The sequence below is a fragment of the Rhodococcus sp. NPDC127593 genome (assembly GCF_042671975.1).
Lineage (GTDB): Bacteria > Actinomycetota > Actinomycetes > Mycobacteriales > Mycobacteriaceae > Rhodococcus_F.
In genome coordinates this window covers 26808-49165 of the sequence record NZ_JBHXWI010000016.1, presented here as the reverse complement: position 1 = coordinate 49165, position 22358 = coordinate 26808, and the positions used below count along the sequence as shown (strand labels likewise).

At 68.1% G+C, this 22358-nt stretch carries 25 protein-coding genes and 2 pseudogenes; 12 read left to right on the top strand and 15 right to left on the bottom strand.

Going from position 1 to position 22358, the window contains the following annotated elements; all coding sequences use genetic code 11:
• Positions 1-6 precede the first annotated feature (6 nt).
• Genes ACFVJ3_RS17045 through ACFVJ3_RS17035 form a run of 3 tightly spaced genes read right to left on the bottom strand, consistent with a single transcriptional unit; the run spans position 7 to position 3616 of the window.
• Positions 7-2103: a xanthine dehydrogenase family protein molybdopterin-binding subunit gene (locus ACFVJ3_RS17045; RefSeq protein WP_378453145.1), complete on the bottom strand. Its 2097-nt coding sequence runs from the start codon at positions 2101-2103 to the stop codon at positions 7-9.
• Complete coding sequence (locus ACFVJ3_RS17040) at positions 2100-3092, bottom strand: FAD binding domain-containing protein (RefSeq protein ID WP_378453144.1); 993 nt, start codon at positions 3090-3092, stop codon at positions 2100-2102. Before ACFVJ3_RS17040 ends, ACFVJ3_RS17045 begins: the two co-directional genes overlap by 4 nt.
• On the bottom strand, positions 3089-3616 hold the full coding sequence (locus ACFVJ3_RS17035) for a 2Fe-2S iron-sulfur cluster-binding protein (protein WP_378453143.1): 528 nt from the start codon (positions 3614-3616) through the stop codon (positions 3089-3091). Before ACFVJ3_RS17035 ends, ACFVJ3_RS17040 begins: the two co-directional genes overlap by 4 nt.
• A gap of 125 nt (positions 3617-3741) precedes the next feature.
• Here ACFVJ3_RS17035 and ACFVJ3_RS17030 point away from each other — a divergent pair, with 125 nt between their 5' ends.
• From ACFVJ3_RS17030 to ACFVJ3_RS17015, 4 genes are read left to right on the top strand one after another with little or no spacing between them, the layout of a single operon-like run.
• Positions 3742-4407, top strand: a complete 666-nt coding sequence (locus ACFVJ3_RS17030; RefSeq protein WP_378453142.1) for a glycosyltransferase — start codon at positions 3742-3744, stop codon at positions 4405-4407.
• Positions 4404-5369 (top strand): acyl-CoA dehydrogenase family protein, encoded by a 966-nt coding sequence (locus tag ACFVJ3_RS17025; RefSeq protein ID WP_378453141.1) that lies wholly within the window; start codon positions 4404-4406, stop codon positions 5367-5369. Before ACFVJ3_RS17030 ends, ACFVJ3_RS17025 begins: the two co-directional genes overlap by 4 nt.
• Positions 5370-5371: 2 nt before the next feature.
• Positions 5372-6145 (top strand): PIG-L deacetylase family protein, encoded by a 774-nt coding sequence (locus tag ACFVJ3_RS17020; RefSeq protein WP_378453140.1) that lies wholly within the window; start codon positions 5372-5374, stop codon positions 6143-6145.
• A complete protein-coding gene (locus ACFVJ3_RS17015; RefSeq protein WP_378453214.1) occupies positions 6139-6756 on the top strand; it encodes a class I SAM-dependent DNA methyltransferase in 618 nt (205 codons plus the stop codon). Before ACFVJ3_RS17020 ends, ACFVJ3_RS17015 begins: the two co-directional genes overlap by 7 nt.
• Positions 6757-6769: 13 nt before the next feature.
• On the opposite strand, the gene phoU is transcribed toward ACFVJ3_RS17015, so the two are convergent.
• Complete coding sequence (gene phoU / locus ACFVJ3_RS17010; RefSeq protein ID WP_378453139.1) at positions 6770-7417, bottom strand: phosphate signaling complex protein PhoU; 648 nt, start codon at positions 7415-7417, stop codon at positions 6770-6772.
• A 39-nt stretch (positions 7418-7456) separates the two neighbouring features.
• Entirely contained in the window at positions 7457-7726 is a 270-nt protein-coding gene (locus tag ACFVJ3_RS17005; protein ID WP_037203470.1) for a DUF4235 domain-containing protein, read from the bottom strand.
• A 134-nt stretch (positions 7727-7860) separates the two neighbouring features.
• Between ACFVJ3_RS17005 and ACFVJ3_RS17000 the strand changes: the two genes are divergently transcribed.
• Positions 7861-9177, top strand: a complete 1317-nt coding sequence (locus ACFVJ3_RS17000) for an NAD(P)/FAD-dependent oxidoreductase (RefSeq protein WP_378453138.1) — start codon at positions 7861-7863, stop codon at positions 9175-9177.
• Here ACFVJ3_RS17000 and ACFVJ3_RS16995 read toward each other — a convergent pair.
• Positions 9174-9863: an HAD family hydrolase gene (locus ACFVJ3_RS16995; protein ID WP_378453137.1), complete on the bottom strand. Its 690-nt coding sequence runs from the start codon at positions 9861-9863 to the stop codon at positions 9174-9176. The genes ACFVJ3_RS17000 and ACFVJ3_RS16995 overlap by 4 nt on opposite strands.
• Before the next feature lie 112 nt (positions 9864-9975).
• Here ACFVJ3_RS16995 and ACFVJ3_RS16990 point away from each other — a divergent pair, with 112 nt between their 5' ends.
• Positions 9976-10419 (top strand): SRPBCC family protein, encoded by a 444-nt coding sequence (locus ACFVJ3_RS16990; RefSeq protein WP_378453136.1) that lies wholly within the window; start codon positions 9976-9978, stop codon positions 10417-10419.
• Between the two features lie 4 nt (positions 10420-10423).
• Positions 10424-12046 carry a phytoene desaturase family protein gene (locus ACFVJ3_RS16985; protein ID WP_378453135.1) on the top strand — a complete coding sequence of 541 codons (1623 nt, stop codon included), beginning with the start codon at positions 10424-10426 and terminating at the stop codon, positions 12044-12046.
• A 3-nt stretch (positions 12047-12049) separates the two neighbouring features.
• Here the strand turns inward: ACFVJ3_RS16985 and ACFVJ3_RS16980 are convergent, their stop codons facing one another.
• Complete coding sequence (locus ACFVJ3_RS16980; RefSeq protein ID WP_378453134.1) at positions 12050-12469, bottom strand: hypothetical protein; 420 nt, start codon at positions 12467-12469, stop codon at positions 12050-12052.
• Between the two features lie 74 nt (positions 12470-12543).
• Here ACFVJ3_RS16980 and ACFVJ3_RS16975 point away from each other — a divergent pair, with 74 nt between their 5' ends.
• Positions 12544-13527, top strand: coding sequence for a magnesium transporter CorA family protein (locus ACFVJ3_RS16975; RefSeq protein WP_378453133.1), 984 nt, complete (start codon positions 12544-12546; stop codon positions 13525-13527).
• 375 nt (positions 13528-13902) lie between these two features.
• Here ACFVJ3_RS16975 and ACFVJ3_RS16970 read toward each other — a convergent pair whose 3' ends face one another.
• From ACFVJ3_RS16970 to ACFVJ3_RS16960, 3 genes are all read right to left on the bottom strand, one after another.
• Entirely contained in the window at positions 13903-15048 is a 1146-nt protein-coding gene (locus ACFVJ3_RS16970) for an RNA polymerase sigma factor (RefSeq protein WP_378453132.1), read from the bottom strand.
• Between the two features lie 6 nt (positions 15049-15054).
• Complete coding sequence (locus ACFVJ3_RS16965) at positions 15055-15462, bottom strand: YciI family protein (protein ID WP_378453131.1); 408 nt, start codon at positions 15460-15462, stop codon at positions 15055-15057.
• A gap of 123 nt (positions 15463-15585) precedes the next feature.
• Complete coding sequence (locus tag ACFVJ3_RS16960) at positions 15586-15810, bottom strand: hypothetical protein (protein WP_378453130.1); 225 nt, start codon at positions 15808-15810, stop codon at positions 15586-15588.
• 72 nt (positions 15811-15882) lie between these two features.
• Between ACFVJ3_RS16960 and ACFVJ3_RS16955 the strand changes: the two genes are divergently transcribed.
• Both ACFVJ3_RS16955 and ACFVJ3_RS16950 read left to right on the top strand, forming a co-directional pair.
• A complete protein-coding gene (locus ACFVJ3_RS16955) occupies positions 15883-16107 on the top strand; it encodes a hypothetical protein (protein ID WP_378453129.1) in 225 nt (74 codons plus the stop codon).
• A gap of 72 nt (positions 16108-16179) precedes the next feature.
• Positions 16180-16329, top strand: a complete 150-nt coding sequence (locus tag ACFVJ3_RS16950) for a hypothetical protein (protein ID WP_378453128.1) — start codon at positions 16180-16182, stop codon at positions 16327-16329.
• A 15-nt stretch (positions 16330-16344) separates the two neighbouring features.
• Here ACFVJ3_RS16950 and ACFVJ3_RS16945 read toward each other — a convergent pair.
• The 3 genes and pseudogenes from ACFVJ3_RS16945 to ACFVJ3_RS16935 form a co-directional block, all read right to left on the bottom strand.
• Positions 16345-17025, bottom strand: a pseudogene (locus ACFVJ3_RS16945) (endonuclease).
• Between the two features lie 11 nt (positions 17026-17036).
• Positions 17037-17387 (bottom strand): STAS domain-containing protein, encoded by a 351-nt coding sequence (locus tag ACFVJ3_RS16940; RefSeq protein ID WP_378453127.1) that lies wholly within the window; start codon positions 17385-17387, stop codon positions 17037-17039.
• Positions 17388-17758: 371 nt separating this feature from the next.
• Positions 17759-18484 carry an ANTAR domain-containing protein gene (locus ACFVJ3_RS16935; RefSeq protein ID WP_378453126.1) on the bottom strand — a complete coding sequence of 242 codons (726 nt, stop codon included), beginning with the start codon at positions 18482-18484 and terminating at the stop codon, positions 17759-17761.
• A gap of 210 nt (positions 18485-18694) precedes the next feature.
• Between ACFVJ3_RS16935 and ACFVJ3_RS16930 the strand changes: the two are divergent.
• A pseudogene (locus tag ACFVJ3_RS16930) lies at positions 18695-19772 on the top strand (HNH endonuclease signature motif containing protein).
• 114 nt (positions 19773-19886) lie between these two features.
• Positions 19887-21605: a cutinase family protein gene (locus tag ACFVJ3_RS16925; protein WP_378453125.1), complete on the top strand. Its 1719-nt coding sequence runs from the start codon at positions 19887-19889 to the stop codon at positions 21603-21605.
• A gap of 232 nt (positions 21606-21837) precedes the next feature.
• Here the strand turns inward: ACFVJ3_RS16925 and ACFVJ3_RS16920 are convergent, their stop codons facing one another.
• Both ACFVJ3_RS16920 and ACFVJ3_RS16915 read right to left on the bottom strand, forming a co-directional pair.
• On the bottom strand, positions 21838-22161 hold the full coding sequence (locus ACFVJ3_RS16920; RefSeq protein ID WP_378453124.1) for a hypothetical protein: 324 nt from the start codon (positions 22159-22161) through the stop codon (positions 21838-21840).
• A 38-nt stretch (positions 22162-22199) separates the two neighbouring features.
• Positions 22200-22352 carry a hypothetical protein gene (locus ACFVJ3_RS16915; protein WP_378453123.1) on the bottom strand — a complete coding sequence of 51 codons (153 nt, stop codon included), beginning with the start codon at positions 22350-22352 and terminating at the stop codon, positions 22200-22202.
• Between the last annotated feature and the right edge of the window lie 6 nt (positions 22353-22358).

Sequence of the window (22358 nt, the reverse complement as noted above, 5' to 3'; positions counted from 1 at the left end):
GGTCGATCACCCGGGCAGCAGATCGTCCAGGTGGATCGGCACCTTCCGGACCCGGACCCCGGTGGCGTGGCGGACAGCGTTCGCCACCGCGGCCGCGGCCCCGACGATGCCGATCTCACCGACGCCCTTCGATCCCATCGGATTGGCGTGCTCGTCGACGTCGTCGAGGCACACCGCGTCGAGGTACCTGATGTCGGCGTGCGTGCTGACGTGATAGGAGGCAAGGTCCTGGGTCACGACGTGACCGAACCGGGGGTCGTTCACGCTGCTCTCGTGCAACGCCATCGAGATCCCCATCGTCATCCCGCCGAGCAGTTGCGACCGAACCGTGCGGGCATTGATCACCCGGCCGATCGCGAACACCCCGAGCATGCGTTCGATGCGGATCTCGCAGGAGTCGCGGTGGATGTGCGCCTCCACGAAGTGGGCACCGAACGAATGGAGCGCGAACTTTCCGGCGTCGGGGTTGTCGGGCGTCCCCGCACTCGCCTCCGCCCCCGGGTCGGGGGACGTGCCGTGCTCGTCCCGGAACGCGCGGGCCGCCGCGACGATCGCACTGCCCCAGGAACTGGTTCCCGTGGAGCCGCCTGCGACAGACGCCGGCGGAAGATTCGTGTCACCGATCTGCAGGGCGATCCCGTCCAGGGGACAGCTCAGCGCGTCGGCGGCGATCTGGGTGAGCGCAGTCCACGCGCCGGTACCGATGTCGACCGACCCGATCTGCACGGTGTACATGCCGTCGGATTCGTACACGATCCGGGCAACCGATCCCGGTGACGTGTTGGCGGGATACGTCGCGGACGCGACGCCCATCCCCACCTGCCACTCCGAGTCCGACCGGGCCCGCACCGTCGCGTCGCGGTCCGCCCACCCGAAACGCCGGGCGCCCTCCCTCAGACAGTCGGTGAGGCGCCGCCCCGACCACGGACGGCCCGTACTCGGGTCGACCTCGGGTTCGTTACGGATCCGCAGTTCGATCGGGTCTAGTCCGCGGGCCACGGCCAGTTCGTCCATCGCCACCTCGGCCGCGAACATGCCCGGGGTCTCGCCGGGGGCACGCATCCAGGAGGGGGCCGGCACGTCGAGGGACGCGACACGGTGAGTGGTGTACCGGGTAGACGCGGAGTACATCAGCCGCGACGGGACCGCCGCCTGTTCGGCGAACTCCTTGATCTTCGCGGACTGCACGATCGCCTCGTGGGAGAGCGCGGTCAGCCGTCCGTCCGCATCCGCCCCGAGTCGGATGTGCTGCACCGTCGGCGTGCGATACGCGGAGAGGGCGAACATCTGCTGCCGTGTGAGCGCGAACTTCACCGGCCGGCCTTCCACCCGCTGCGCCGCCATCACCACGAGCACGTCGTGCGCGTGCGGCAGTCCCTTGGAGCCGAAGCCGCCGCCGACGTACGGGGCGATCACCCGCATCTGCTCGACTTCGAGTCCGAACAGCGGTGCCAGCGTCTGCCGCACGGAGTGGACGCCCTGGGTCGAATCGTGCAGCGTCAGAACCGGTCCGCTGCCGCCCGGGGTCCACCTGGCGATGGCGGCGTGCGGTTCCATCGGATTGTTGTGTTCCATCGCGGTGGAGTACACCTGATCGACGGTGACCGCGGCGGCGGCGAGTGCCGCGTCGACGTCGCCGTCCTCGGTGTCGGTCGGGAACCCCGCGTTGACGTCCTCGGGGGCGTACAGATCGTCTCGGCCGGAACGGAAGTCGGTGTCGTGGGATGCCACGGCGTAGTCGACGCGCACGAGGCTCGCGCCGTGCCGGGCGACCTCCGGTGACTCCGCGACCACCGCACCCACGAATTGGCCGCGGAAGTGGACCTCGGGGTCCTGCAGGATCGCGAGTTCCCCGTCCGAGGCGTCCGCGAGGCGGGGCGCATCGAACACCGTCAGGACCGCGAGCACCCCGTCCAGGGCTTCTGCGTCGGCCGTGTGCATCGCCGTGACCCGGCCGCGTCCGATCGTCGACAGGATCGGATGCAGATACGTCGGCTCGTCCACCGGGTACTCGAACGCGTACAACGCGGTACCGGTCACCTTGTCGTGGGCGTCCAGGCGTTCGGCGGAGGTTCCGATCACCTTCGGATCGACGAGGGTCATCGGCGCGCCTCCTCGGCGAGTGAACGGAGTACCGACGCGAGCACCCGCCGGGTCAGTGCGACCTTGAATTCGTTTCCCGGAAGCGGTTGCGCCGCTGCCAGTTCCGCTGCGGCGGCCTCGGTGAACGTGTCCTCGGTGGGCGGCGACCCGACGAGGACCCCCTCGGCGAGCGTGGCGCGCCAGGGCCGGTGCGCGACCCCGCCGAGCGCGACCCGCGCCGACGTGATCGACGCATCCCCGATCGTCAGCTCGGCGGCCACCGACACCAGCGCGAACGCGAACGAGGCGCGGTCGCGCACCTTCCGGTACGCGGACCGGTTCCCGGCAGGCGGCGGGGGCAGCTCCACGGCGGTCACGAGGTCGCCGTGCGCGAGGACGGTGTCGTGGTCGGGCCGCTCTCCGGGAAGCCGGTAGAACTCGCTCAGCGGGATTCGCCGTTCACCGTCGGCACCGCGCACCACCACGACCCCGTCGAGCGCCGTCATCGCGACAGCCATGTCGGACGGGTGCACCGCGACGCAGTGCTCCGAGGCACCGAGAATGGCGTGGTAGCGGACGTAACCGCCGATCGCGGAACACCCGGTGCCGGGCTCCCTCTTGTTGCACGGCGTCGTGACGTCCTGGAAGTACACGCAGCGAGTCCGCTGCAGCAGATTTCCTGCGGTGGTCGCGAGGTTGCGCAATTGTCCCGACGCACCGGAGAGGAGCGCGCGCGACAGCATCGGGTACCGGGCGCGGACGACGTCGTGCGCGGCGAGGTCGCTGTTGCGGACGGCCGCCCCGATCCGGAGCCCGCCGTCCGGTAGTTCGTCGACGTCGCCGAGGGGGAGACGGCTCACATCGACGAGGAGATGCGGTTGCGCCACCCCCAGCTTCATGTGGTCGACGAGGTTGGTGCCGCCGGCGAGGAACGACGCCCGAGGATCACCCGTGACCGTGGCGACGGCACTGTCGACGTCGGCGGCCCGCTCGTAGTCGAAGGGAATCATGCCTCCGCCGCCTGCCTGATCGCCGCGAGGATGTTCGGGTACGCGCCGCACCGGCAGAGGTTCCCGCTCATCCGTTCCCGGATCTCGTCGTCGGTGAGTTCGGGCGGTGCGGTCAGGTTGTCGGTGACGGCGCTCGGGTGCAGGGCCAGGAACTCGTCGAACATCCCGATCGCCGAACAGATCTGACCAGGCGTGCAGTAACCGCACTGCAATCCGTCCTGCTCGACGAACGCCTGCTGAACGGAGTGCAGCACCTCGCCGTCGGCCAGTCCGTGTGCGGTGACGACGCGTTCCCCGTCGTGGGCGACAGCGAACGTGAGGCAGGACGTGGCGCGTCGGCCGTCGAGGAGAACGGTGCACGAGCCGCACTGGCCGTGATCGCAGCCCTTCTTCGGTGCGGTCACCCCGAGGTGGTCGCGGAGCGCGTCGAGCAGGGTCGTGCGGGTGTCGACTTCGAGGGTCCGTTCCTCACCGTCCACGGTGAGGGTGATCTTCCGGTAGCGGGGGCTGTCCGCGACATTCATGGCGGAAGGTTACCCGCGGTGACAGATCCCGAATCAGTGTCGGCGGTGCCACAGTGGTGGTTCCCCTGACGGCGGACTGGGTACTTGCTGAACCCGGAAACAGTGAGTGATCAGGAGGGGACGTCATGCGCGTCGAGCACATCACGGTGGTCGTGCCCGCCCACGACGAGGAAGCGCTGCTGCCGCGCTGCCTGGAGGGGTTGCGTACCGCCGCGCGGGCGGTGTCCGTGCCGGTCACGACGGTGGTGGTGCTGGACGGGTGCACCGACGGCAGCGAAGCCGTCGTCCGCAGGGCGGACGTCGACGTCGTGGTCCTGGGTGCGCGGAACGTCGGCGCGGCCCGGCGTGCGGGTTTCGAGTCGGTCGCCCCGCGCCCACACGAGTGGTTCGCCACGACGGACGCGGACTCGCGCGTCCCCGCGCACTGGCTGTCGTCCCACCTGCAGCACGCGAGTCGTGGGGCGCAGTTGGTGGCGGGCACGGTGGCGGTGACCGATTGGTCGGGGTGGCCCGACCATGTCCGGTCGCGGTACGGCAGCACCTACCGGTCCGGGGCCGCCCACGGGCACGTGCACGGCGCGTCCCTCGGATTCTCCGCGGATCTGTATCGGACGGTGGGAGGGTTTGCCGCACTGCCCGCGCACGAGGACGTGGATCTGGTGCAGCGGATGGTCGAGCGGGGAGCGAACGTGGTGTGGAGTATCGACGCCCCGGTGGAGACGTCGGCGCGAGTCGAGGCCCGAGCCCCGCAGGGTTTCGCCACCTACCTCGAGGGACTGCAGGACCGATGAGCGCCGACGTGACCCACGACAGCAGTCCCACCGACGCCGCAGTGCGGGCGACCATCCGTTCGGGGGACGCGGAACTGCCGCTGCCCGGCGGTGGGTCGACCGCAGCAAGATGGTCGCGGCTGACGGAATGGTGCCGCCACGACCTCTCGGCCGGCCGACTCCTCGAGGCACACGCAGACGCGGACGCGATCCTCGCCGAGATCGACGGCACCCGCGCCGGCCGGAACGAGTTCTGGGGCGTGTGGGCCAGCGAGCCACCGCAACCGGTGCTGAACGCGTTCCGCGACGCGGCCGGGTGGCACCTGCAGGGGACGAAGGCGTGGTGCTCCGGGGCGTCGATGTGCACGCACGCCCTGGTCACGGCACGAGTCGACGGGCAGCCCCGGCTGTTCGCCGTCGACCTGCGGGAACCGGGGGTCACGGCGGGCCACGGAGGCTGGCGGAATCCGGGCATGGCGGCGACCGGCACCGAGTCGGTGACGTTCGACGGCGTTCCCGCACGACCGGTCGGCGCGGCGGCCGAGTACCTCGACCGTCCCGGGTTCTGGCACGGCGGCATCGGGGTGGCGGCGTGCTGGTTCGGGGGTGCGCTCGCCGTCGCGGAACCGCTGCGGGTGCGAGCCCGGAGTGGCCGCGCGGACAGTCACCAGCTCGCGCACCTCGGCGCGATCGACGTCGCCGTCAGCGCGGCGCGATGGGCACTGGGGTCCGCGGCCGGGGAGGTGGATACGAGTCCCCTCGATCGGAGGTCCGCCCAGGTGCGTGCCTTCCGGGTGCGGGGGCTGATCGAGCGGACCGCGAGCGACGTGATCGACCGCGTCGGCCGCGCGCTGGGCGCCGCGCCGCTCGCGACGGATGCCGACCATGCCCGCAACGTCGCGGACCTCCTCGTCTACATCCGGCAATCCCACGCCGAGCGCGATCTCGCGACACTCGGCGCACTCGTCGCGGGGGAGGACTGACAGTGGAGAACGGCACCAGATTCCAGGCGATCCCCGTGGCCGCGCGCGGCACACCGGAGGACGAGTGGCAGCGGTGGCTGGCGACCACCCACTTCCTGCCGGTACCACTCACGGAATGCGACCGGTTGGTCGTCGTCGCCCCACATCCCGACGACGAGGTACTCGGCGTGGGCGCGTTGATGGCCACCGCCGCGGCCGCCGGCGTACCCGTCGTGGTGGTGGCGGTGACGGACGGTGCGGCATCCCACCCGGACTCGCCGACGCTGTCGCCCGACGGGCTGGCCGCCGCACGGATCGCGGAATCGAACCAGGCGACAGCGCTGCTGGGTGTCTCCGAACCACTGCGACTCGGACTACCGGACGGCGGGGTGAGCGCGCACGAGCAGGAACTCGTCACTCGCCTCGTCGACGTGTTCACCGCGACCTCCGGGGAAGGGGAGAGGGTGTGGGTGCTCGCGACCTGGCGAGGCGACGGCCACCCCGATCACGAAGCCACCGGAAGAGCTGCGGCAGAGGCATGTTCGATCACCGGTCACCATCTGGTGGAGTATCCGGTCTGGATGTGGCACTGGGCGCGGCCGGCCGATCCGGCGGTGCCCTGGGACCGGATACGCGTACTGACCCCGGCCGCCGAGATCCTGGCACGCAAACGCCGTGCCGTCGACGAATTCCGCACCCAGATCCTCCCGCTGTCCGAGGACCCGCGGGACGCCGCGATCCTCCCGCCGTGGGTGCTCACGAGACTGATTCGGACGGCGGAGTGGGTGCTGTGGTGAACGCGATGGATCCGGGCTACTTCGAGACGATGTACGCGGAATCGGCGGATCCGTGGGGCTTCGACGAACGGTGGTACGAACGCCGCAAGTACGCGCTCACTCTCGCCGCCCTGCCCCGTCCGCACTATCGCCGGGCGTTCGAACCCGGATGCTCGATCGGCGTGCTGACGACGCACTTGGCGAGACGCTGCGACCGGGTCGTCGCAACGGACGTGGTTCCCCGTGCGCTGGAGAGCGCACGGGACCGTCTGCGCCGCGAAGGAGTGGCCGACCGGGTGGAACTCGGCCGGGCATCGCTGCTCGACGCGTGGCCACCCGGCGTCTTCGACCTCGTCGTACTCAGTGAGGTGCTGTACTACCTGACGCCCGCCGACCTCGCCACCACGCTGGGACGTGCCGTCGACGCCCTGGAAGAGGGTGGCACCCTCGTGGCGGTCCACTGGCAACATCCGGTAGCCGAGTATCCGCAGACCGGCCGCGCGGTGCACGAGACGGTCGCCGCGACCGCCGGCCTCCACCGTGCCGGGTCGTACCAGGACGCGGACTTCCACCTCGACGTCTACACCCGGGGACCGATGCCCTCGGTGGCCGCGGCGGAAGGGTTGAGCTGACCGGGCCACGCCCTCACTGTTCGGGCAGGGTGCCGGTCTCGAGGAAGATGACGCGCCTGCCGACCTCGACCGTGTGGTCGCAGAACCGCTCGTAGAAGCGGCCCAGCAGGGTGATGTCGACGGCCGACTGGACACCGTGCGGCCAGTCCTCCGCCTGCGTGATCGTGAACAGGCTCCGATGGAGATCGTCCATCGCCTCGTCCGCCGTCAGCAATCCGCGCGCGCGCTCGGGGTCGCGGTGCTGCAGCACCTGCTCGGTTTCCTTCGCCTGAGCAACAGCGACGGCGCCCATCTCGGTGAACACGTCCAGGACCTCGTCGGGAACGACGTGGTCGGGATGCCGCCGGCGGGCGATCTTCGCGATGTGCACCGCGAGACCTCCCATGCGGTGCAGATCCGCGGAAATATGGAGGCCGCCCACCATGAATCGGAGGTCGTGGGCGACCGGCGCCTGCAGCGCCAGCAGGGCGAAGGCGCGCTTCTCCCAGTGCGCCGCGGCATCGTCGAGCTCGCCGCTCACGTCGATGACGTGCTCGGCGAGCTCGAGGTCCGCCTGCAGCAGTGCGTCGCTCGCCTCCGACATCGCGGTAACGGACAGCCGGCACATGGAGGCGAGATCGCCGGACAGACTGTCGAGATTTTCCGCGAATTGAGTGCGCATCGGCTCAGCCTAGGGGTGTTCTGTGACAACTGCTTCGATCTACCGGGGGTCGGCGTGGGCCAGCTTCCGGTATCCCTGCGCGCCCGCGCGGTCTACCGCCGCCTTGACCAGGCCGAATACGGTGCCCTGCACGGCCGCCGCGATCAGCACCTCGCGGGTGCTGCGTGAGAGATCCTTGGGGTCGGGAGCCTCGGATTCGCCGGCGACACGCTTCCACACCTGACCGAATACCGCGCTGGCCGCGATTCCGCCGGCGACACTCGCGGCCAGCGCCAACGGTTTGTACATTGCCTTCGATACGGCACTCATGTTCCCGCCCTTCGCATTCGATCCCGTCGATCGCTCTCGGTACGGCGAGTACCCGTATTCGCCGTCCTCACACCGCGATGCCGCGACGCCAGGTGATTGTTTCGTTCGAGGCCAGGTTGGGGAAAGTGTTCTGTATGACCAACGAATCAGCTGGAGAGCCAACTCGCATCGTCGTGGTGGGAAGCGGCTTCGCCGGATTCGAATGCGCACGCGCTCTCGCGCGGCGCCTCCGGGGGACCGATGCCCGCATCACCATGATCTCGCCGCACGACTACATGCTCTACACCCCACTCCTGCCCGAGGTGGCCGGCGGAATCCTGGACGCACGGTTCGTCACCGTTCCTCTGTCCGAGGCGCTGCCGAACGTCGAACTGGTGAAGGGCAGCGTCGATTCCGTCGACTTCGAAGCCCGCACAGTGCACGTGACCGACTGCGAGCAGGGCGTCGAGGACGTGGCCTGGGACCGGGTGGTGCTCACCCCGGGATCGGTGACCCGCCTGTTCGACATTCCCGGTCTCGCCGCGCACGCCAGGGGGCTCAAGACGCCGGCTGAGGCGCTGTACTTCCGCGACCAACTCCTCACCCAGATCGAACTCGCCGAACGGGACACCGACCCCCGGGTCGCCGACGCCCGCCGGACGGTCGTCGTGGTGGGTGCGTCCTACGCGGGCACGGAACTCACCGCCCAACTGCGCGCCCTCGCCGACGAAGCGGCCGCGCGGCGGAACCTCGACCCCGCGAAGATTCGGTTCCTGCTGCTCGACGCCGCCGACAAGGTGATGCCGGAGGTGGGGGAGAAGCTGGGCGCCAAGGTGCTGGACGTGCTGCGCGCCCGTGGCATCGACGTTCGACTGGAAACCACCCTGACGGAACTCGGACCCGAACATGTCACGCTCGACGACGGCACCGTGATCCCCACCCGCACCGTCGCCTGGGTGACGGGAGTGACCGCCAGCCCCCTCATCGACACGCTCGGGCTGCCCACCGAGAAGGGACGGTTGACGGTGCGACCCGACCTCTCGGTGGACGGGCATCCCGACGTCTTCGCAGGCGGCGACGCCGGGGCTGTTCCCGATCCGAAGAACAGCGGTTCGATCACCCCTCCTACCGCCCAGCACGCCGTCCGGCAAGGCCAGGCCCTGGCCCGCAACGTCGCGGCAAGCCTGGGCGTCGGCGACCCGAAACCGTACAGCCACCGCGACATGGGCCTCGTCGTGGATCTCGGCCCGGGATTCGCCGTCGCGAACCCCCTCGGCATCCAGCTGTCGGGGTTCCTGGCGAAGGTGGTCACGCGCGCCTACCACCTCTATGCCATGCCGAACGCGGCGAATCGGTGGGCGGTCGCTCTCGCCTACCTCACCGATCTGCTGTTCCCCCGCCCACTCGTGTCGATCGGGCTGGTCACCGATTCGGAATCACGGTTCGCGGCCGGCGAGGGCGTAGGAGTCTAGGACCCCAGCAACCTTGCCAGCGGACTGGACTCGAGGTGATCCAGCAGGTCCTGTGCGTCCTCGAACACCGCCTCCGCGCCGGCTTCGGTCAATTCGGCCCGGGAAATGCCTCCGCTGAGAAGACCGACGAAGGTGACACCTGCCCGCGACGCCGCCTCGCCGTCCCACACGGCGTCGCCCACCATCACCGCAGTGTCCGACGACGTGGAAGATCGGTCCATCGCTGCGCGAACCACTCCGGGATCCGGCTTGGCATGATCGACGTCCCCGGACGACGTGGTGTGCGCGATGTGCGAGTCGACCGACAAGATCTCCCGCAACACGTCCAGCTCCTCCTCGGGAGCGGAGGTGGCGAGGACGACTTGCACACCGCGCCGGTGCAACTCCCGGATCAACTCCCGGGCTCCGGAAAGCGGCCGCATGCTGTCCCGCGCGCCGAGGTAATACGTCGTGTGGAGATCCTTCGCGCGGTCCCCGAGCGTGTCCGCGTCGCCGCCGAGTAGCGATTGCAGGAGAAGCGACGAATCCAGTCCGATCGCGCGATGCACCCGCCACGCGTCCACGTCGTGCCCGACCTCCCGGAACGCCCGCTGCCACGCCCGCACGTGCAGATAGTTGGAGTCGACCAACGTGCCGTCGACGTCGAACAGCACTGCTCGGGCGGCGGACGGGGATTCCGGAGACATGGTCTCGAGCAAACCACAGTGCCCGGTCCGTGGCGACCGTTGCGCGGCTCACGTTTTCGATGCGGTAAACGAGGGTAAGCGCGGAGAGTCCGTCAGGTACTCGTTCGAGGGAGTGGTCGTCATCGAGGCACATCACGACACGTCGGCTTCGGCCTCGGACGTGTGGTCCGTTCTCGCCAACGGGTGGCTGTACCCGTCCTGGGTGGTCGGCGCGTCACGCATGCGGGCCGTCTCCGCCGACTGGCCCGCCGTCGGAAGCCGTTTGCATCATTCGGTCGGTGCCTGGCCGGCGTTGATCGACGACTCCACCGAGGTCCTCTTCGCCGAAGAGAATCGTGAACTTCGGCTGCTGGCAAAAGTGACCCCCACGAAGGCAGTTGTGCGTCTGCGACTGGAGCCGCGTGAATCCGGCTGCCACCTCCAGATGTCCGAGGCCGCGGCCTCCGCACCGTTGACCTGGGTTCCGCGGATGGCGCAAGACCTCGCGGTCCTCCCGCGAAATCTGGAGTGCCTGCGCCGGCTCTCGTTCCTCGCCGAGCGAAACACGAAACCCTGACGCCGTGACAGTGCGGACAGTTGACGCCGTCGTCATCGGTGCCGGGCCCAACGGGCTCGCCGCGACGGCGACCCTGGCGGAGGCCGGCTGGGATGTCGTCCTCCTCGAACAGCAACCGGAACCGGGTGGCGCCGTCAGGTCGGCAGAACTCTTCCCGGGTTTCCGCACCGACCTGTTCAGCGCGTTCTATCCCCTGGCGGCGGTGTCTCCGGCGATCCGGCACCTCGACCTCGAGGGTGTGGGGCTGCGATGGAGTCAGGCACCCGCCGCGGTCGGGCACCCCAGGCACCCGGACGACGACGATGCCCCACTGATCCACCGGGACGCGACCTACACCGCGGCCGACCTCGAGCGCAGGCAACCTGGGGACGGACAGGCGTGGCTCCGCCTCTTCGAGCAGTGGAAGGACGTGAAGGAACCGTTCCTCGACACCCTCTTCAGCCCGTTTCCCCCAATCCGTGGACCACGGCGACTGTTGTCGCAGCTCGGCACCGCGGAAGCCCTCCGGTTCGTGCGTTTCCTCATGCTACCCGCACGCCGGATGACGCACGAGTTGTTCGACGGAGACTCGGCCCGAGTATTGTTGCTGGGCAACGCAATGCACGCCGACACGCCTGTCGACGCACCGGGAAGCGGAGTCATGGGATATCTCCTGACCATGCTCGCCCAGGACGACGGGTACGTCGTCCCGGTCGGTGGGGCCGGCGCGCTCACCGCCGCGATGGCGGAACGGGCGAGACGGAACGGCGCAGAAATCAATTGCGGCGAGGAGGTGACGTCGATCGAGGTCACCGGGGGAGCGGCGACACAGGTTCGGACAGCGGGCGGCGACCGCTATCTGGCCAGACGCGCGGTGCTCGCGGATGTCTCCGCGCCCGCACTGTACGGACGGTTGCTGGATTCCTCGGTGGTCCCGGCGGGCGTCCGAGCAGACCTCGAGAAGTTCGAATGGGATACCCCCGTCGTCAAGGTGAACTACGCGCTCGACCGCAAGATTCCGTGGCGGTCGCGGAGCCTCGAATCCGCCGGAACCGTGCATCTGGGCGCCGACGACAACGGACTGGTCCGGTGGATGGCCGACCTGACCACAGGCGTGATCCCGACGCACCCGTTCCTGCTGTTCGGTCAGATGACGACGTCCGACCCCAGCCGTTCGCCCGAGGGAACCGAAAGTGCCTGGGCCTACACGCATCTGCCACGGGGAGTCACGGACGACGAGTCGGCCGAGTTGCTGGCGCACCGGGTGGACGCGATGCTCGAAGCGCACGCGCCGGGGTTCGCCGAGCGGGTGGTGGGGCGCAACGTGCAGCGTCCGGGCGACCTCGAGGCGAGCAACGCGAACCTGCACGGCGGCGCCGTCAACGGCGGCACCGCCCAGCTGTACCAGCAGCTCGTCTTCCGCCCGACCCCGGGTTCGTCCGGGCCCTACACGTCGATCGACCGGCTGTACCTGGCCAGCTCGGCCACCCATCCGGGCGGCGGTGTCCACGGTATGTGTGGATACAACGCCGCCCGTGCCGCCCTGGCCGACCACGGACGGTGGGGGCTGGTGCGGCGGAAGGTCCGTGGTCGCATCCTCGACCTCGTGGTCACCCCCGACGGTAAGCGGTCGCCGCGCCACCGCTGAGTGTCAGGACCGTCTGGAGTCGATGCGGTCCAGTAGCCAGCGCGGACCGATCGTGCGGGCCCCGAGCGCCTCGACTCGGTCGCGGAGTCCCCGGTCTGCGGTGACGACGGTGATCGGCCGGGCGCCGTCCTCCTCGGCTGCTGCGGCCACCACGTCCACGATCGCGTCGTCGCCCGAACCGTCCGCCGATACCACGTGCAGGCCCTCGAATTCCGGATCCGTCGCATCGGTGACCGCGGCCTTCGCCGCGCCTTCGAGGACGACCACCACCTCGGCGGGCTGGTCCAGGCGCTGTTCGAGGGTGCCGAGCTCGGCGAGCAGTCGTCGGGCCGCGCCGGCACGATCACGCCACCAACCGTCGGGTCGCGAGCCGACGACGTTCGCAGCATCCACCACAACCAGCGCAGTCCTGTCGTCAGCCACGCCCTCAGTCTCCTCTCTCGCGTGCTGTAGGTGCTATGACAGAGGTGAGGGTCCGTCGTGGCGAGGAGGCCGATATGGATGTCCGCTTCATCTCCCGTGACGGTGTCCGTTCGTGTGCGGTGACGGAACTGAGGGAGTTGCTGGGTCGGCCCGACGGACTGGTCTGGGTGGATGTCCCGACCTGGGACGACCAGGCGAACGACGCATTGACCACGGTTTTCGGCTTTCACCCACTCGCCGTGCGGGATTCGATGAACCGCAATCAGGTGCCGAAGGTGCACAGATATGTGGACCACCTCTTCGTGGTTCTGCACGCGCCACAGTCGGGAGCACACGGGCACGTGCATTACGTCGAACTGGACCAGTTCATCGGCAGCCGGTACCTGGTGACGGTGCACGGCCCGGTGAATCCCGCGATCGATCCCTCGACCGCAATGGTCGAGGTGAATGCGGTACTGGGCCGGCTGGAGTCGGGGAAGTTGCAGCCGGGCACCGCGTTCGAGTTGTCGTTCGCGTTGCTCGCCGCGTTGACGGCTCGGATGCGGGCGTACACCGCCGAGCTGACCAAGGACGTGTGGAAGCTCGAGCAACAGGTCACCGGCGGGCACCTCGGTAATCCGGAAACCTTTCTCGACGAGATGTTCCGGGTCCGACACGGTCTACTCACCGTCGGCACCATGGCCGCGTTGAGTCGAGAGGTCTACGGCCGGATGGTCACCATCGAGGCGTTCGGCATCGGTAAAGGGCAAGACCTCCTGCTCGATGCGGTCGACCAGTTCCAGCATCTGACCGTGATGGCCAAGGGGCAGAAGGACTACCTCCAGGGCACGATCGAGTTCTACCAGGCACGCACGAACACCAAGATGACCATCGCCGCAGAGCGACTCGCCGTCATCGCGGCCGTCACGTTGCCGATCACGGCCCTGTCCTCGATCATCGGCATGAATGTGATCGTGAACGAACGGACACAATGGCTCGCGGTGGCCGCGATCGTGCTCGTGATGCTCGCCATGTCCGGGGCCCTGCTCGTCTGGGCGAAGCGCAAAGGCTGGTTCTGAGGCGCGTGTAGTTGCGTTCAACTCGGGAGTGGTGGATTCGGCGGCAGGGCGCGCCTGTCGCGGGGGAGGGCGCTGCCGGGCCGCCCGAAGTGACCACAGGGAAGTGGGGCATCTCGCCCAACAATCAGTCGGTCAGGGGGTCGCGTGCGAGCGCGAATGGCGTCTCCACCGGTCATCGCACTCGATTCTCGTCGATTTCCAATGCATGAGTCGGACCGTCACGGAACTACGTAGTTTTCCGAACTCACCTTGGTTACCTAAGCACGCAACAACGGTCGTCACCGCGAGCATCACCGTTCTTCACCACAACAATCACGTCAATACCCAGCAAATACGCAACGGCTGGGGGAGCAGAGCGAATGCCTGCCGCTCAGGTCAACTGCGCAGCTGCGTGTTGAGCCGTGCGGCCTGTCGCGTGAGGTGGTCGCGTTCGGGGAGATTGGGCGCCGATCGGGCAGCTTCGGCGTAGAGCCGTGCTGCGGTTACCGGGTCACCGTCACGCTCGTGGAGGTACGCCGCGACCGCGGCGTAGCGGGGCAGGGTGGGGTCGAGTCCAGCCAGGGTGGCCAGGCCTGCCCTCGGGCCGTCTGCCTCGCCGACCGCGACGGCCCGGTTGAGCCGGGCCACCGGGCTGTCGGTGAGGCGCACCAGTTCGTCGTACCACTCGACGATCTGCAACCAGTCGGTCTCCGCGGCCGTCTGGGCGTCGGCGTGGAGCGCAGCGATGGCGGCTTGGGCCTGGAACTCGCCCAGTCGGTCGCGGGTGAGGGCTGCCTGGAGCACGACGACGCCCTCGGCGATCAGGCGGGTGTCCCACAGGCTGCGGTCCTGCTCGGCAAGCGGCACGAGGCTGCCGTCGGTGCGGGTCCGTGCCGGGCGCCGCGCGTGGTGGAGCAGCATGAGCGCGAGCAGGCCCGCGACCTCCTCATGGTTCGTCTTGGCCGCCAGCTGGCGAGTGAGCCGGATCGCCTCGGCGGCGAGATCGATACTGCCGCCATAGCCCTCGTTGAAGACCAGGTAGAGCACGCGCAGCACCGTGGCGACGTCGCCGGGCTGGTTGAACCGGACTTCCGAGACGGTCCGCTTGGCCCTGCTGATCCGCTGGGCCATGGTCGACTCGGGCACGAGGTAGGCCTGCGCGATCTGTCGCGTGGTCAGGCCGCTGACCGCGCGCAGCGTCAGCGCGACGGCCGAAGCGGGTGTCAGGGACGGGTGCGCGCACAGGAAGTACAGCTGGAGTGTGTCGTCCACCGCCTCGCCCGGGCCGGGCGAGGGTTCGGCCTCGACGCGGACCTCGCGGTGCCGTCGCGAGGAATCGGCGCGGGTGGCGTCGAGGAACTTGCGCCAGGCCACGGTGACCAGCCAGCCCTTGGGGTCCCGCGGCGGGTCGTCCGGCCACGCGCGCACGGCCTCGATCAGGGCGTCCTGCACGGCGTCCTCGGCCGCGGCGAAGTCGGCTCCGCGACGGACGAGGACGCCGATCACGGTGGGGGTGAGGGTCCGCAGCAGGGCGTCGTCCACCGTGTGTCACTCCGTGATGGTCGGGGGCGCGGTCAGGAACGGGCGCACCTCGAGCCACTCGTGGATCGGTTTCCCACCCGCACCCGGAGCAGCGGACAACTCGCCGGCCAGCTCGAGCGCCCGCTCGTAGGTCTCGACGTCGATCACCATCCAGCCGGCGATCAGGTCCTTGGTCTCCGCGAACGGGCCGTCGGTGACCGGCGGCCGTCCCTCGCCGTCGTAGCGGACGAACGTGCCCTCCGGGGAGAGTGCTTGACTGTCGACGAACTCGCCGGTGCCCTCGAGCCGAGCGGCGAAGTCCTGCATGTACTGCACGTGGGCAGAGATCTCCTCCGGCGTCCACTGGTCCATCGGCACGTCGTTGAGCGATGCCGGCGCGCCACGGTAGTGCTTGAGCAGCAGGTACTTGGTCATCATGTTCTCCTTGGTGCGGTGAGGCCCATTCTGGCCGTTTTCACTCCGGGGACGAAGCCGCGCGCGTGTTCTCGACATCCCTGCACGGATATCCCTCGCATTGTCGTTTTCCGCGACGGACCGTCAGCTGATCTGCTCCGCCGGTTCGACGATGATCCCCTCCGGGCCGCGGACGTGGCAGAGCCGATAGCTGTCCTCGTAGCGCTCCAGCTCGATTCTCGACACCCGGAAGCGTGCGGAGTTCCTGGCACCCCAGATCGAATACGCGAACGGTGAGGTGCTGAGTGTGAGCGGATCGGGGAGCGCCTGCGATTGGTGGTGGATAGCACCGACTGGCGCGAGGGGCACGTTGTGATGTACAACATACTCGTAAGTTTGTGACTCAGGTCACTCAGCTGCTACAACGGGGAACGCCAACACATGACCCGCACCACGGTGCACCAGGACGATCAGCGCACAATGTCGCCGCCCTCTGCGGAGGAGCCGCCACGCCGCCACACGCTGCGTCCGACCGTGTACATCGCCTCTGTCTCGGCTGCAACCGCAACCGCGCCTGCCGTCGTCGTGACAGGATCCGTCCTCGTCGCGGTGGCCACTTCCGTATCAGTTCTCGCCGCCGTAGTACTCGCCGCGCTCCTGATCTGACCGTCCCTCTCGCGGACAAACCCCTCGACCACCACGCGGCACTCGCCGGCGCAGCAGACAGAAAGCACTCATATGAACGCCTTCATCACGCCCACTTCCGCCCGCAATCGCGGCTTCGCCCCTTCCCGTGGCTCGATGAGCACAGTGGAGATCAAGAACCGTATCGAAGCAATGTTCCGCGAGGACGACGAGCGCGAGTCGAAGGCAGTCCGAGCGGAGTAGTCCCTTCGTCGGCTCTCAGTCCCTTTCGCTGCGCACTTCCGCCAGAAGTTGCGAGTCGAGAGAGACCCGCACCAGGGCCGCTGCCAGTTCTGCAACTCGGGCCCTCCGGGGCAAGGGCGGACAGTGCATCGGGATCGTCGGGCAGCCCCAGCTCACGCGCAGACTCGCTCGCTCGCGTGTCGAAGTAGGGGCGCACCCACGTCCACGCGTCCTGCACTTCCCGGAGAAAGATGTCGGCGCCCACCGGACCGATCCCGTCGAACTCCGTCAGTAACCGCACTGCCGCGGAGATCTCGTGTTCGCAGGCGCGGGCAAGCCGACGCAGGTCGCCGCCATACTCGTCGTCGACGCGAACCGCGGCAGCGTGCAGACGGGTAGCTGTGCTCTCGTCATAGCGCACGTAACCTGCCCTGCCGAGTGCGGAGATGATCGTGTGGTGGTCAGCCGCGCGCACCGCGCGTGGGCTCCGCATGCCCGCTCGGAACAGTTCCCTGGCCGCCGCTACAGCGATCTCCGAGGAGATCCGCGCGCTCAGCAGCAATGGCAGCGTCAGCAGTTGGAAAGAGGCGCGGGGGTGTCCTTCAGGGTCACGTGCGACGCAGAAGCGTACGTCGGACCGGCCTTGTCGAGAAGCACACGCGCCAATTCCGCGACGCCTGCTTTCGGATGCTTACGAGTGGGCTGCTGCCCGGACATGTCCACTCCGATCAGCTGTGTGCGATTTTCTCCACCCTGTCGAAGGCGTCGCGAACCGTGCGGCACGTGGGGATCCTCGTGTCGAGGCCGATGGCCTCGACAGGCCGGAGCACCGCCCGATTACCTGCCAACACCCATGTAATGTGCTGCCGCCTAGCAGATTCCGCAAACTCCGACAGTATCGACAAGCCCGAGGTTCCGACGAAGTCGACTGCAGTCATATCGACGATGATGCGTGACGAGGAGCCCCCGTCAGTCAGGTGTGCGAGGGCAAGCGCGAAGGAAGGCGCGGCGAGCACATCGATGTCGCCGGAGATTCGTCCCACAGTGGCGTCGACGTCCGGCGCGAATTCGACGGCCATCCGCAGTCCACGGTCGTTGGTGAGCGCATCCCGTGTGCGGCGCCGGGTCCGCCGTGCAGTCAGGGGAGCGACTCGGAACGACGTGCGTGATGGTTTCATGATCCTCCCATCGCGTGCAATCTGCGGGGGTCGCGAGCCGTGGGCCGGAAGGAGCACAGCGGCACCAAGCCCGCAGTGGGAGTGCACACGATATTTGTCCACCGCGCACTGCTGCGGCCTTCGGACAATCTGCGGCTGTGTTCTCAACCACGCGCGATCAACACTACTTCTACACCAGACGGGCATCAACCGATTGCCAAGGCCGGTCGAACGGCGGCGACCCAACCACATGAACCGCCGTCACCCGCCCGATCTCGAACGGTGAGCTCGCGTCAGTCGAACTTCGAATTGTGATGCGCGATGACTTCCCGTGCGACACCCGTGAGCTTCATGTTGATGTCCTGCGACGTCTTGCGCAGCAGGTCGAAGGCCCTGCCCTCGGAGATGTCATGGAATGCCATCAACAGTCCGATGGCCTTTCCGATCTCGCGGTTGCTTGCCAGACCCTCACGCAGCGTCTGCGCTTCCTGGTGTTCGTGGAGCGCTGTCAGCGTCACCGCCGCGAACGCCGTGATCAGAATCGCCTGATCAATCGCGTCGTCGGTGAACTCTCCGGCGTTGTCCGAGAACAGATTGAGTGCGCCTACCTTGCGGCCGCGGATCATGAGCCGGAAGCCGGCCGCGCCCCGGACCGGGGTTTCGGCAACAGCCCGACGGGCAAGGCGTGGCCACTGCGTCGAACGGGCGAGCTCGGTCTCGACCTGCGGTGCGTCGGTCTCGATCGCATCGAGGCAGGGCCCTTCCTGCTCGGCTCGTTCGAGCGCGTCGACTTGGGCTGCGACGTCGTCGCTCGCAGCCACGGTGACGTGGCGACCGTTCTCCTTCAGCATGAGGCTGGCGTGGGCACACCCGGGGATCAGGGTGGCGGCGGCATCACAGATGGCCTGGTAGACCTGAGCGAAGTCGTCGCCGTTGTACACCATCTCGGCCAGCTTCGCGAAGACAGCGCTGGGTCCGTCGCCTCCGATACGCGTCATCTCCGAAGGATCATTCGGCATCATTCGCCTCCCGAGGTGCACCAACGCGGCGTGAACCGGCGTCGCAGTTCTCGCGACGTCCGATCAATTCTGCCAGAACGGTAACGACCACCGGTGGGCCGAGGGTGGGTCGGCATCGCGCGGGGGAGTCCTCCGCTCGGGTATTGCCCGGTCCCGGAGTTGGTTGCTAGAGTCGAACATGTATTCGAACGACCTTGGGGGAGGTTGGTTGTGGGAGAATTGATGGCGCCGGATCTGGCTGAGTTGCGCGCGTTCACGGCGCGGCTGCGGGCGGTTTCCGCTGACGGGGATGCGGGGTTGGGGATCGATCTGCTCGATGCGATCGAGGCGTTGAAGTCGGTCGGGGTGTGCGGCGCAGGCGGTGATCACCGACGACGTCGCGACGAGTATTCGTGCGGACCGCAGGGCTCGGCGACTTCCGCAGTCCGAGTGGGGTCGGGGTATTGCGTCGCAGATTGCGTTGGCGCGCAGGGAGTCTCCGAACCGCGGCGGTCGACATCTGGGGTTCGCGCAGGCTCTGGTGCACGAGATGCCCCACACGTTGGCCATGTTGCGGACCGGCCGGTTGAACGAATGGCGTGCGACGTTGCTCGTGCGGGAAACAGCGTGCCTGTCCGCGGCAGATCGGGGAATCGTCGACCGCCGGTTGTGCTCGGTCCCGGCCACCCTCGACGGGGCCGGCCATCCTCGACGGGGTCGGCGACCGCGGAAACGGAGCCTCGTTGGCGTCGGGTGTGCCGGTAGCGGTGAATCTCGTGCTCTCGGACGAGACGCTGCTGGCCGGCGGCCAGGAGGCTGCGCTGCTGCAGGGGTTCGGGCCGGTGCCGGCGGAGATCGCGCGGCAACTGGTGGCCAACGCCATCGATAGTGACACCGAGACGTCGCTGCGGCGGGTGTATTCGTGCCCGCAGTCGGGTGCGTTGACGGCGATGGAGTCGCAGTCTCGGACGTTCCCGAAAAGCCTGCGGACGCTGATCGACCTTCGCGACCGCACGTGCCGCACCCCTGGGGCGATACCCCGATCCGCCGTCACGACCACATCCGCTCCCGCCGAAGGCGGGGTGCCACGAGCGTGCACAACGGGTCCGGGCTGTGCGAGGCCTGCAACTACGCGAAGGAAGCACCGGGGTGGACGGCCCGCCCAGTACACAACCCGGGCCGCACCCACCTCATCGACCTCGGCACCCCGACCGGGCACCACTACCGCTCGGTCGCGCCACCACTCCCGGCCCCGGCCCGAGAGTCGAAGGTCGAGACCGTTCTGATCACACACCTCCGCGCCTCGTGAACGACGTCTGCCGAGCGGAGGTGTAACACCGTTGCTGCAATGTGCGACTTGTCTGTTAACGCGTTGACACCTACTCGGGTGTTCGACACGGGCTACGAACGGATGGGGTAGACCATGGAACGTCGCGTTTCAGTACGCAAGGTCGCGCATCGACGAAGGATCGCAGGCAGTCTGGTCGCGCCCGGCGCGTTGGGGCTGGCGGCCTTGCTCGCGACACCGTGGTCGAACCCGGGTTCACCCGCCACGACGGCGACAGCCCTGACGGCGGCGGCCTCGGACGCGTGTTACGACATGGTGAGTATCGCCGTTGCCGGGCGCGGTGACACCCCACGCGAGGGGACCCGGATGCTCGTGGCGCCCGACGGCACGCGGCTTCCCGCGTCGTACTCCAGCGACTACAGCAGTCCCTGGATCGACGAGGTGGTGAATGCGCCGCAGCAATCCGTCGGCGGGGGGTCCTATGCCGCGGTCTACGTCGAGTATCCGGCCAACATGAATTCGTACGAGGACGCCGTGAACGCCGGCGTCGACAACACCGAAACCGTCATGCGTTCGATTCACGCGTCGTGCCCGGACACGAAGTTCTCGATTGTCGGCTACAGCGAGGGCGCCGATGTGGCGCGGCGGGTTGCGATGGAGGTCGGCAACCAGGACGGCCAGGACGGCTCATACGACATTCTCGATCCCGCGTCCGTGGTCGGCGTCGTCATCCTGGCGGATGCCGGCCGCAACCTCGGGGGAGGAGCATTTCCCGGCGCCGAGAACGAATTCCGCAATCCCGACGGCTTCGACCTTGCTTATCAGTCGGGGCAGTCGGGCACGTCCGGGCGGGGAGCATTGCCCGGCACGTCGGGCAGTTTCGGTGCCCTGGACGGGAAGGTGGCCTCGTTCTGCTCGGAAGGCGACTTGACCTGCTCCGCACCCGAGAACATTGCACTACTGCAGCTCGCGATCAACGTGGGACGGCAATTGAACGTCGACTCGTTGCAGAAGGATGGGCTGACCCCTGCGACGGGACAGGACCTCGCGGTGGTACTCGGGCAGGTCGCTCTTGCCGCGTTCGCGGACATTCAGTCGCAAGACAATTGGATGCAGTCCGATGAGACGTTCCTCGATGTCCTGGTCAAGGTGTCCGATCCGGCCTACAAGCCCGATACCGTTGCGGCGCAATCGGACACGTCAGCTGGTCCGATCTCGTCGAATCAGGCGGTCGACTTGGTCTACCTGCCCGCGAAGGTGCGGAACGAGATCATCGGGTTCATCGCGGACAACCAGAACACGATCCAGGTGGCGATGAGCGACCCGTATCAGCAGACACTGGGGGAGGGGACCGGCCATCACTTCGACTACTGGCGTGATGCGAACGCCGGCAGCGGGAAACCGCTGACTTCTGCCCAGTACGCTGCGGCCTGGTTGACGCACCTGGCGCAGGAGGCGGAGAAGGGCGAGGCGCGCGCGGCCGCAGCGGAACCGTCGACCGCGAAGCTCGCCGCTGCCTCCACGAAGGAAACGGAAACGGCTCAGGTCGCTCCCACCACCACCGACAGCGCGAAAAAGGCTCAGCTGGCGAGCAACCCGGTCGGCGCGACCACGACGACCAGCAGTTCGCCGACACCCACGACAACGGTCGCGACGACTACTTCGCCGGAACCCACGACAGCCGTGGAGGTGGCGGCAGAAACCACGACCCCGCCGTCGGCGACGCAGGCCGTCTCGGAAACATCCGTGGTGACCACCACCGCGGCGGAACCCACTGCGACCACGGCATCGGAGTCACCGACGACCACCACGCCGGTCGTGACCACGACGACGCTTCAGCCGGCGGCTGGGTGACGCCCGATCAGCCCTGCTCGGCTTCGCGTGCCGCACGTTCGAGACGGGTCCGGTAGCTCTGCCCCGGCCGGGCGCGTCGAGCGGCAGCGTCCGGATGGTGTCGTCGGTGTGCGCCCACGCTGTGCGGTACTGCCCGACGACGTACTCGCATGACTCGTCAGCGGTCGCCCACATGTCCACATTGCGTCGCGGGCGGCCTGTAGGCAGCGGTGGAGGTCCACCTTCGGATCTGTCAATGCCCTTCCTGATCGGTCAGTGTCTGACCCTCGAGAGCCTTGACGCGTCGCCGCTCGAGAAGGACCAGAGCCGTACCAAGGACGAGGCACAGGACGCACGCGATTCCACCGATCAGCGCCCAGCCCTCGAATCCGTAGCCGGCCGCGACCAACGTCAATCCGAGCACGGCGATTCCGGCGGCGATCAGGATGTATCCCGGCCAGTTCCGGCTGTCGGTGATCGCCTCGCCGGCGTGATTGCGCATGGTGTGGGCATCGTCCTGCGGGCGCGGCTCGGAGTTCAACTCACGGCTGGGTCCGTTGTCCGGCTGGTACGTCACTGCGTTCCTCCTGTGCTCGAGCGGTGATCCGAGTGTCGTCAGTCGGTCTCGGTTTCGGCGGCGGCGGAGTCCTCCGCCAATTCAGGTGCGTTCTCTCTGGTGGCCATGCCGCCGTCCTTGCCGTGGTCGACAGGTCCCGGGCGGCCACCTTTCGGCTCGTCCTTCTCACCATGGGTGGTGTCCTCGGTCATGATCAC

Bases quoted from the DNA above. Each gene is read 5' to 3' on its own strand.
- ACFVJ3_RS17045 (WP_378453145.1), bottom strand. From the start codon at position 2,103: ATGACCCTCGTCGATCCGAAGGTGATCGGAACCTCCGCCGAACGCCTG.
- ACFVJ3_RS17040 (WP_378453144.1), bottom strand. From the start codon at position 3,092: ATGATTCCCTTCGACTACGAGCGGGCCGCCGACGTCGACAGTGCCGTC.
- ACFVJ3_RS17035 (WP_378453143.1), bottom strand. From the start codon at position 3,616: ATGAATGTCGCGGACAGCCCCCGCTACCGGAAGATCACCCTCACCGTG.
- ACFVJ3_RS17030 (WP_378453142.1), top strand. From the start codon at position 3,742: ATGCGCGTCGAGCACATCACGGTGGTCGTGCCCGCCCACGACGAGGAA.
- ACFVJ3_RS17025 (WP_378453141.1), top strand. From the start codon at position 4,404: ATGAGCGCCGACGTGACCCACGACAGCAGTCCCACCGACGCCGCAGTG.
- phoU (WP_378453139.1), bottom strand. From the start codon at position 7,417: ATGCGCACTCAATTCGCGGAAAATCTCGACAGTCTGTCCGGCGATCTC.
- ACFVJ3_RS17005 (WP_037203470.1), bottom strand. From the start codon at position 7,726: ATGAGTGCCGTATCGAAGGCAATGTACAAACCGTTGGCGCTGGCCGCG.
- ACFVJ3_RS17000 (WP_378453138.1), top strand. From the start codon at position 7,861: ATGACCAACGAATCAGCTGGAGAGCCAACTCGCATCGTCGTGGTGGGA.
- ACFVJ3_RS16995 (WP_378453137.1), bottom strand. From the start codon at position 9,863: ATGTCTCCGGAATCCCCGTCCGCCGCCCGAGCAGTGCTGTTCGACGTC.
- ACFVJ3_RS16975 (WP_378453133.1), top strand. From the start codon at position 12,544: ATGGATGTCCGCTTCATCTCCCGTGACGGTGTCCGTTCGTGTGCGGTG.
- ACFVJ3_RS16965 (WP_378453131.1), bottom strand. From the start codon at position 15,462: ATGACCAAGTACCTGCTGCTCAAGCACTACCGTGGCGCGCCGGCATCG.
- ACFVJ3_RS16955 (WP_378453129.1), top strand. From the start codon at position 15,883: ATGACCCGCACCACGGTGCACCAGGACGATCAGCGCACAATGTCGCCG.
- ACFVJ3_RS16950 (WP_378453128.1), top strand. From the start codon at position 16,180: ATGAACGCCTTCATCACGCCCACTTCCGCCCGCAATCGCGGCTTCGCC.
- ACFVJ3_RS16940 (WP_378453127.1), bottom strand. From the start codon at position 17,387: ATGGCCGTCGAATTCGCGCCGGACGTCGACGCCACTGTGGGACGAATC.
- ACFVJ3_RS16935 (WP_378453126.1), bottom strand. From the start codon at position 18,484: ATGCCGAATGATCCTTCGGAGATGACGCGTATCGGAGGCGACGGACCC.
- ACFVJ3_RS16925 (WP_378453125.1), top strand. From the start codon at position 19,887: ATGGAACGTCGCGTTTCAGTACGCAAGGTCGCGCATCGACGAAGGATC.
- ACFVJ3_RS16915 (WP_378453123.1), bottom strand. From the start codon at position 22,352: ATGACCGAGGACACCACCCATGGTGAGAAGGACGAGCCGAAAGGTGGC.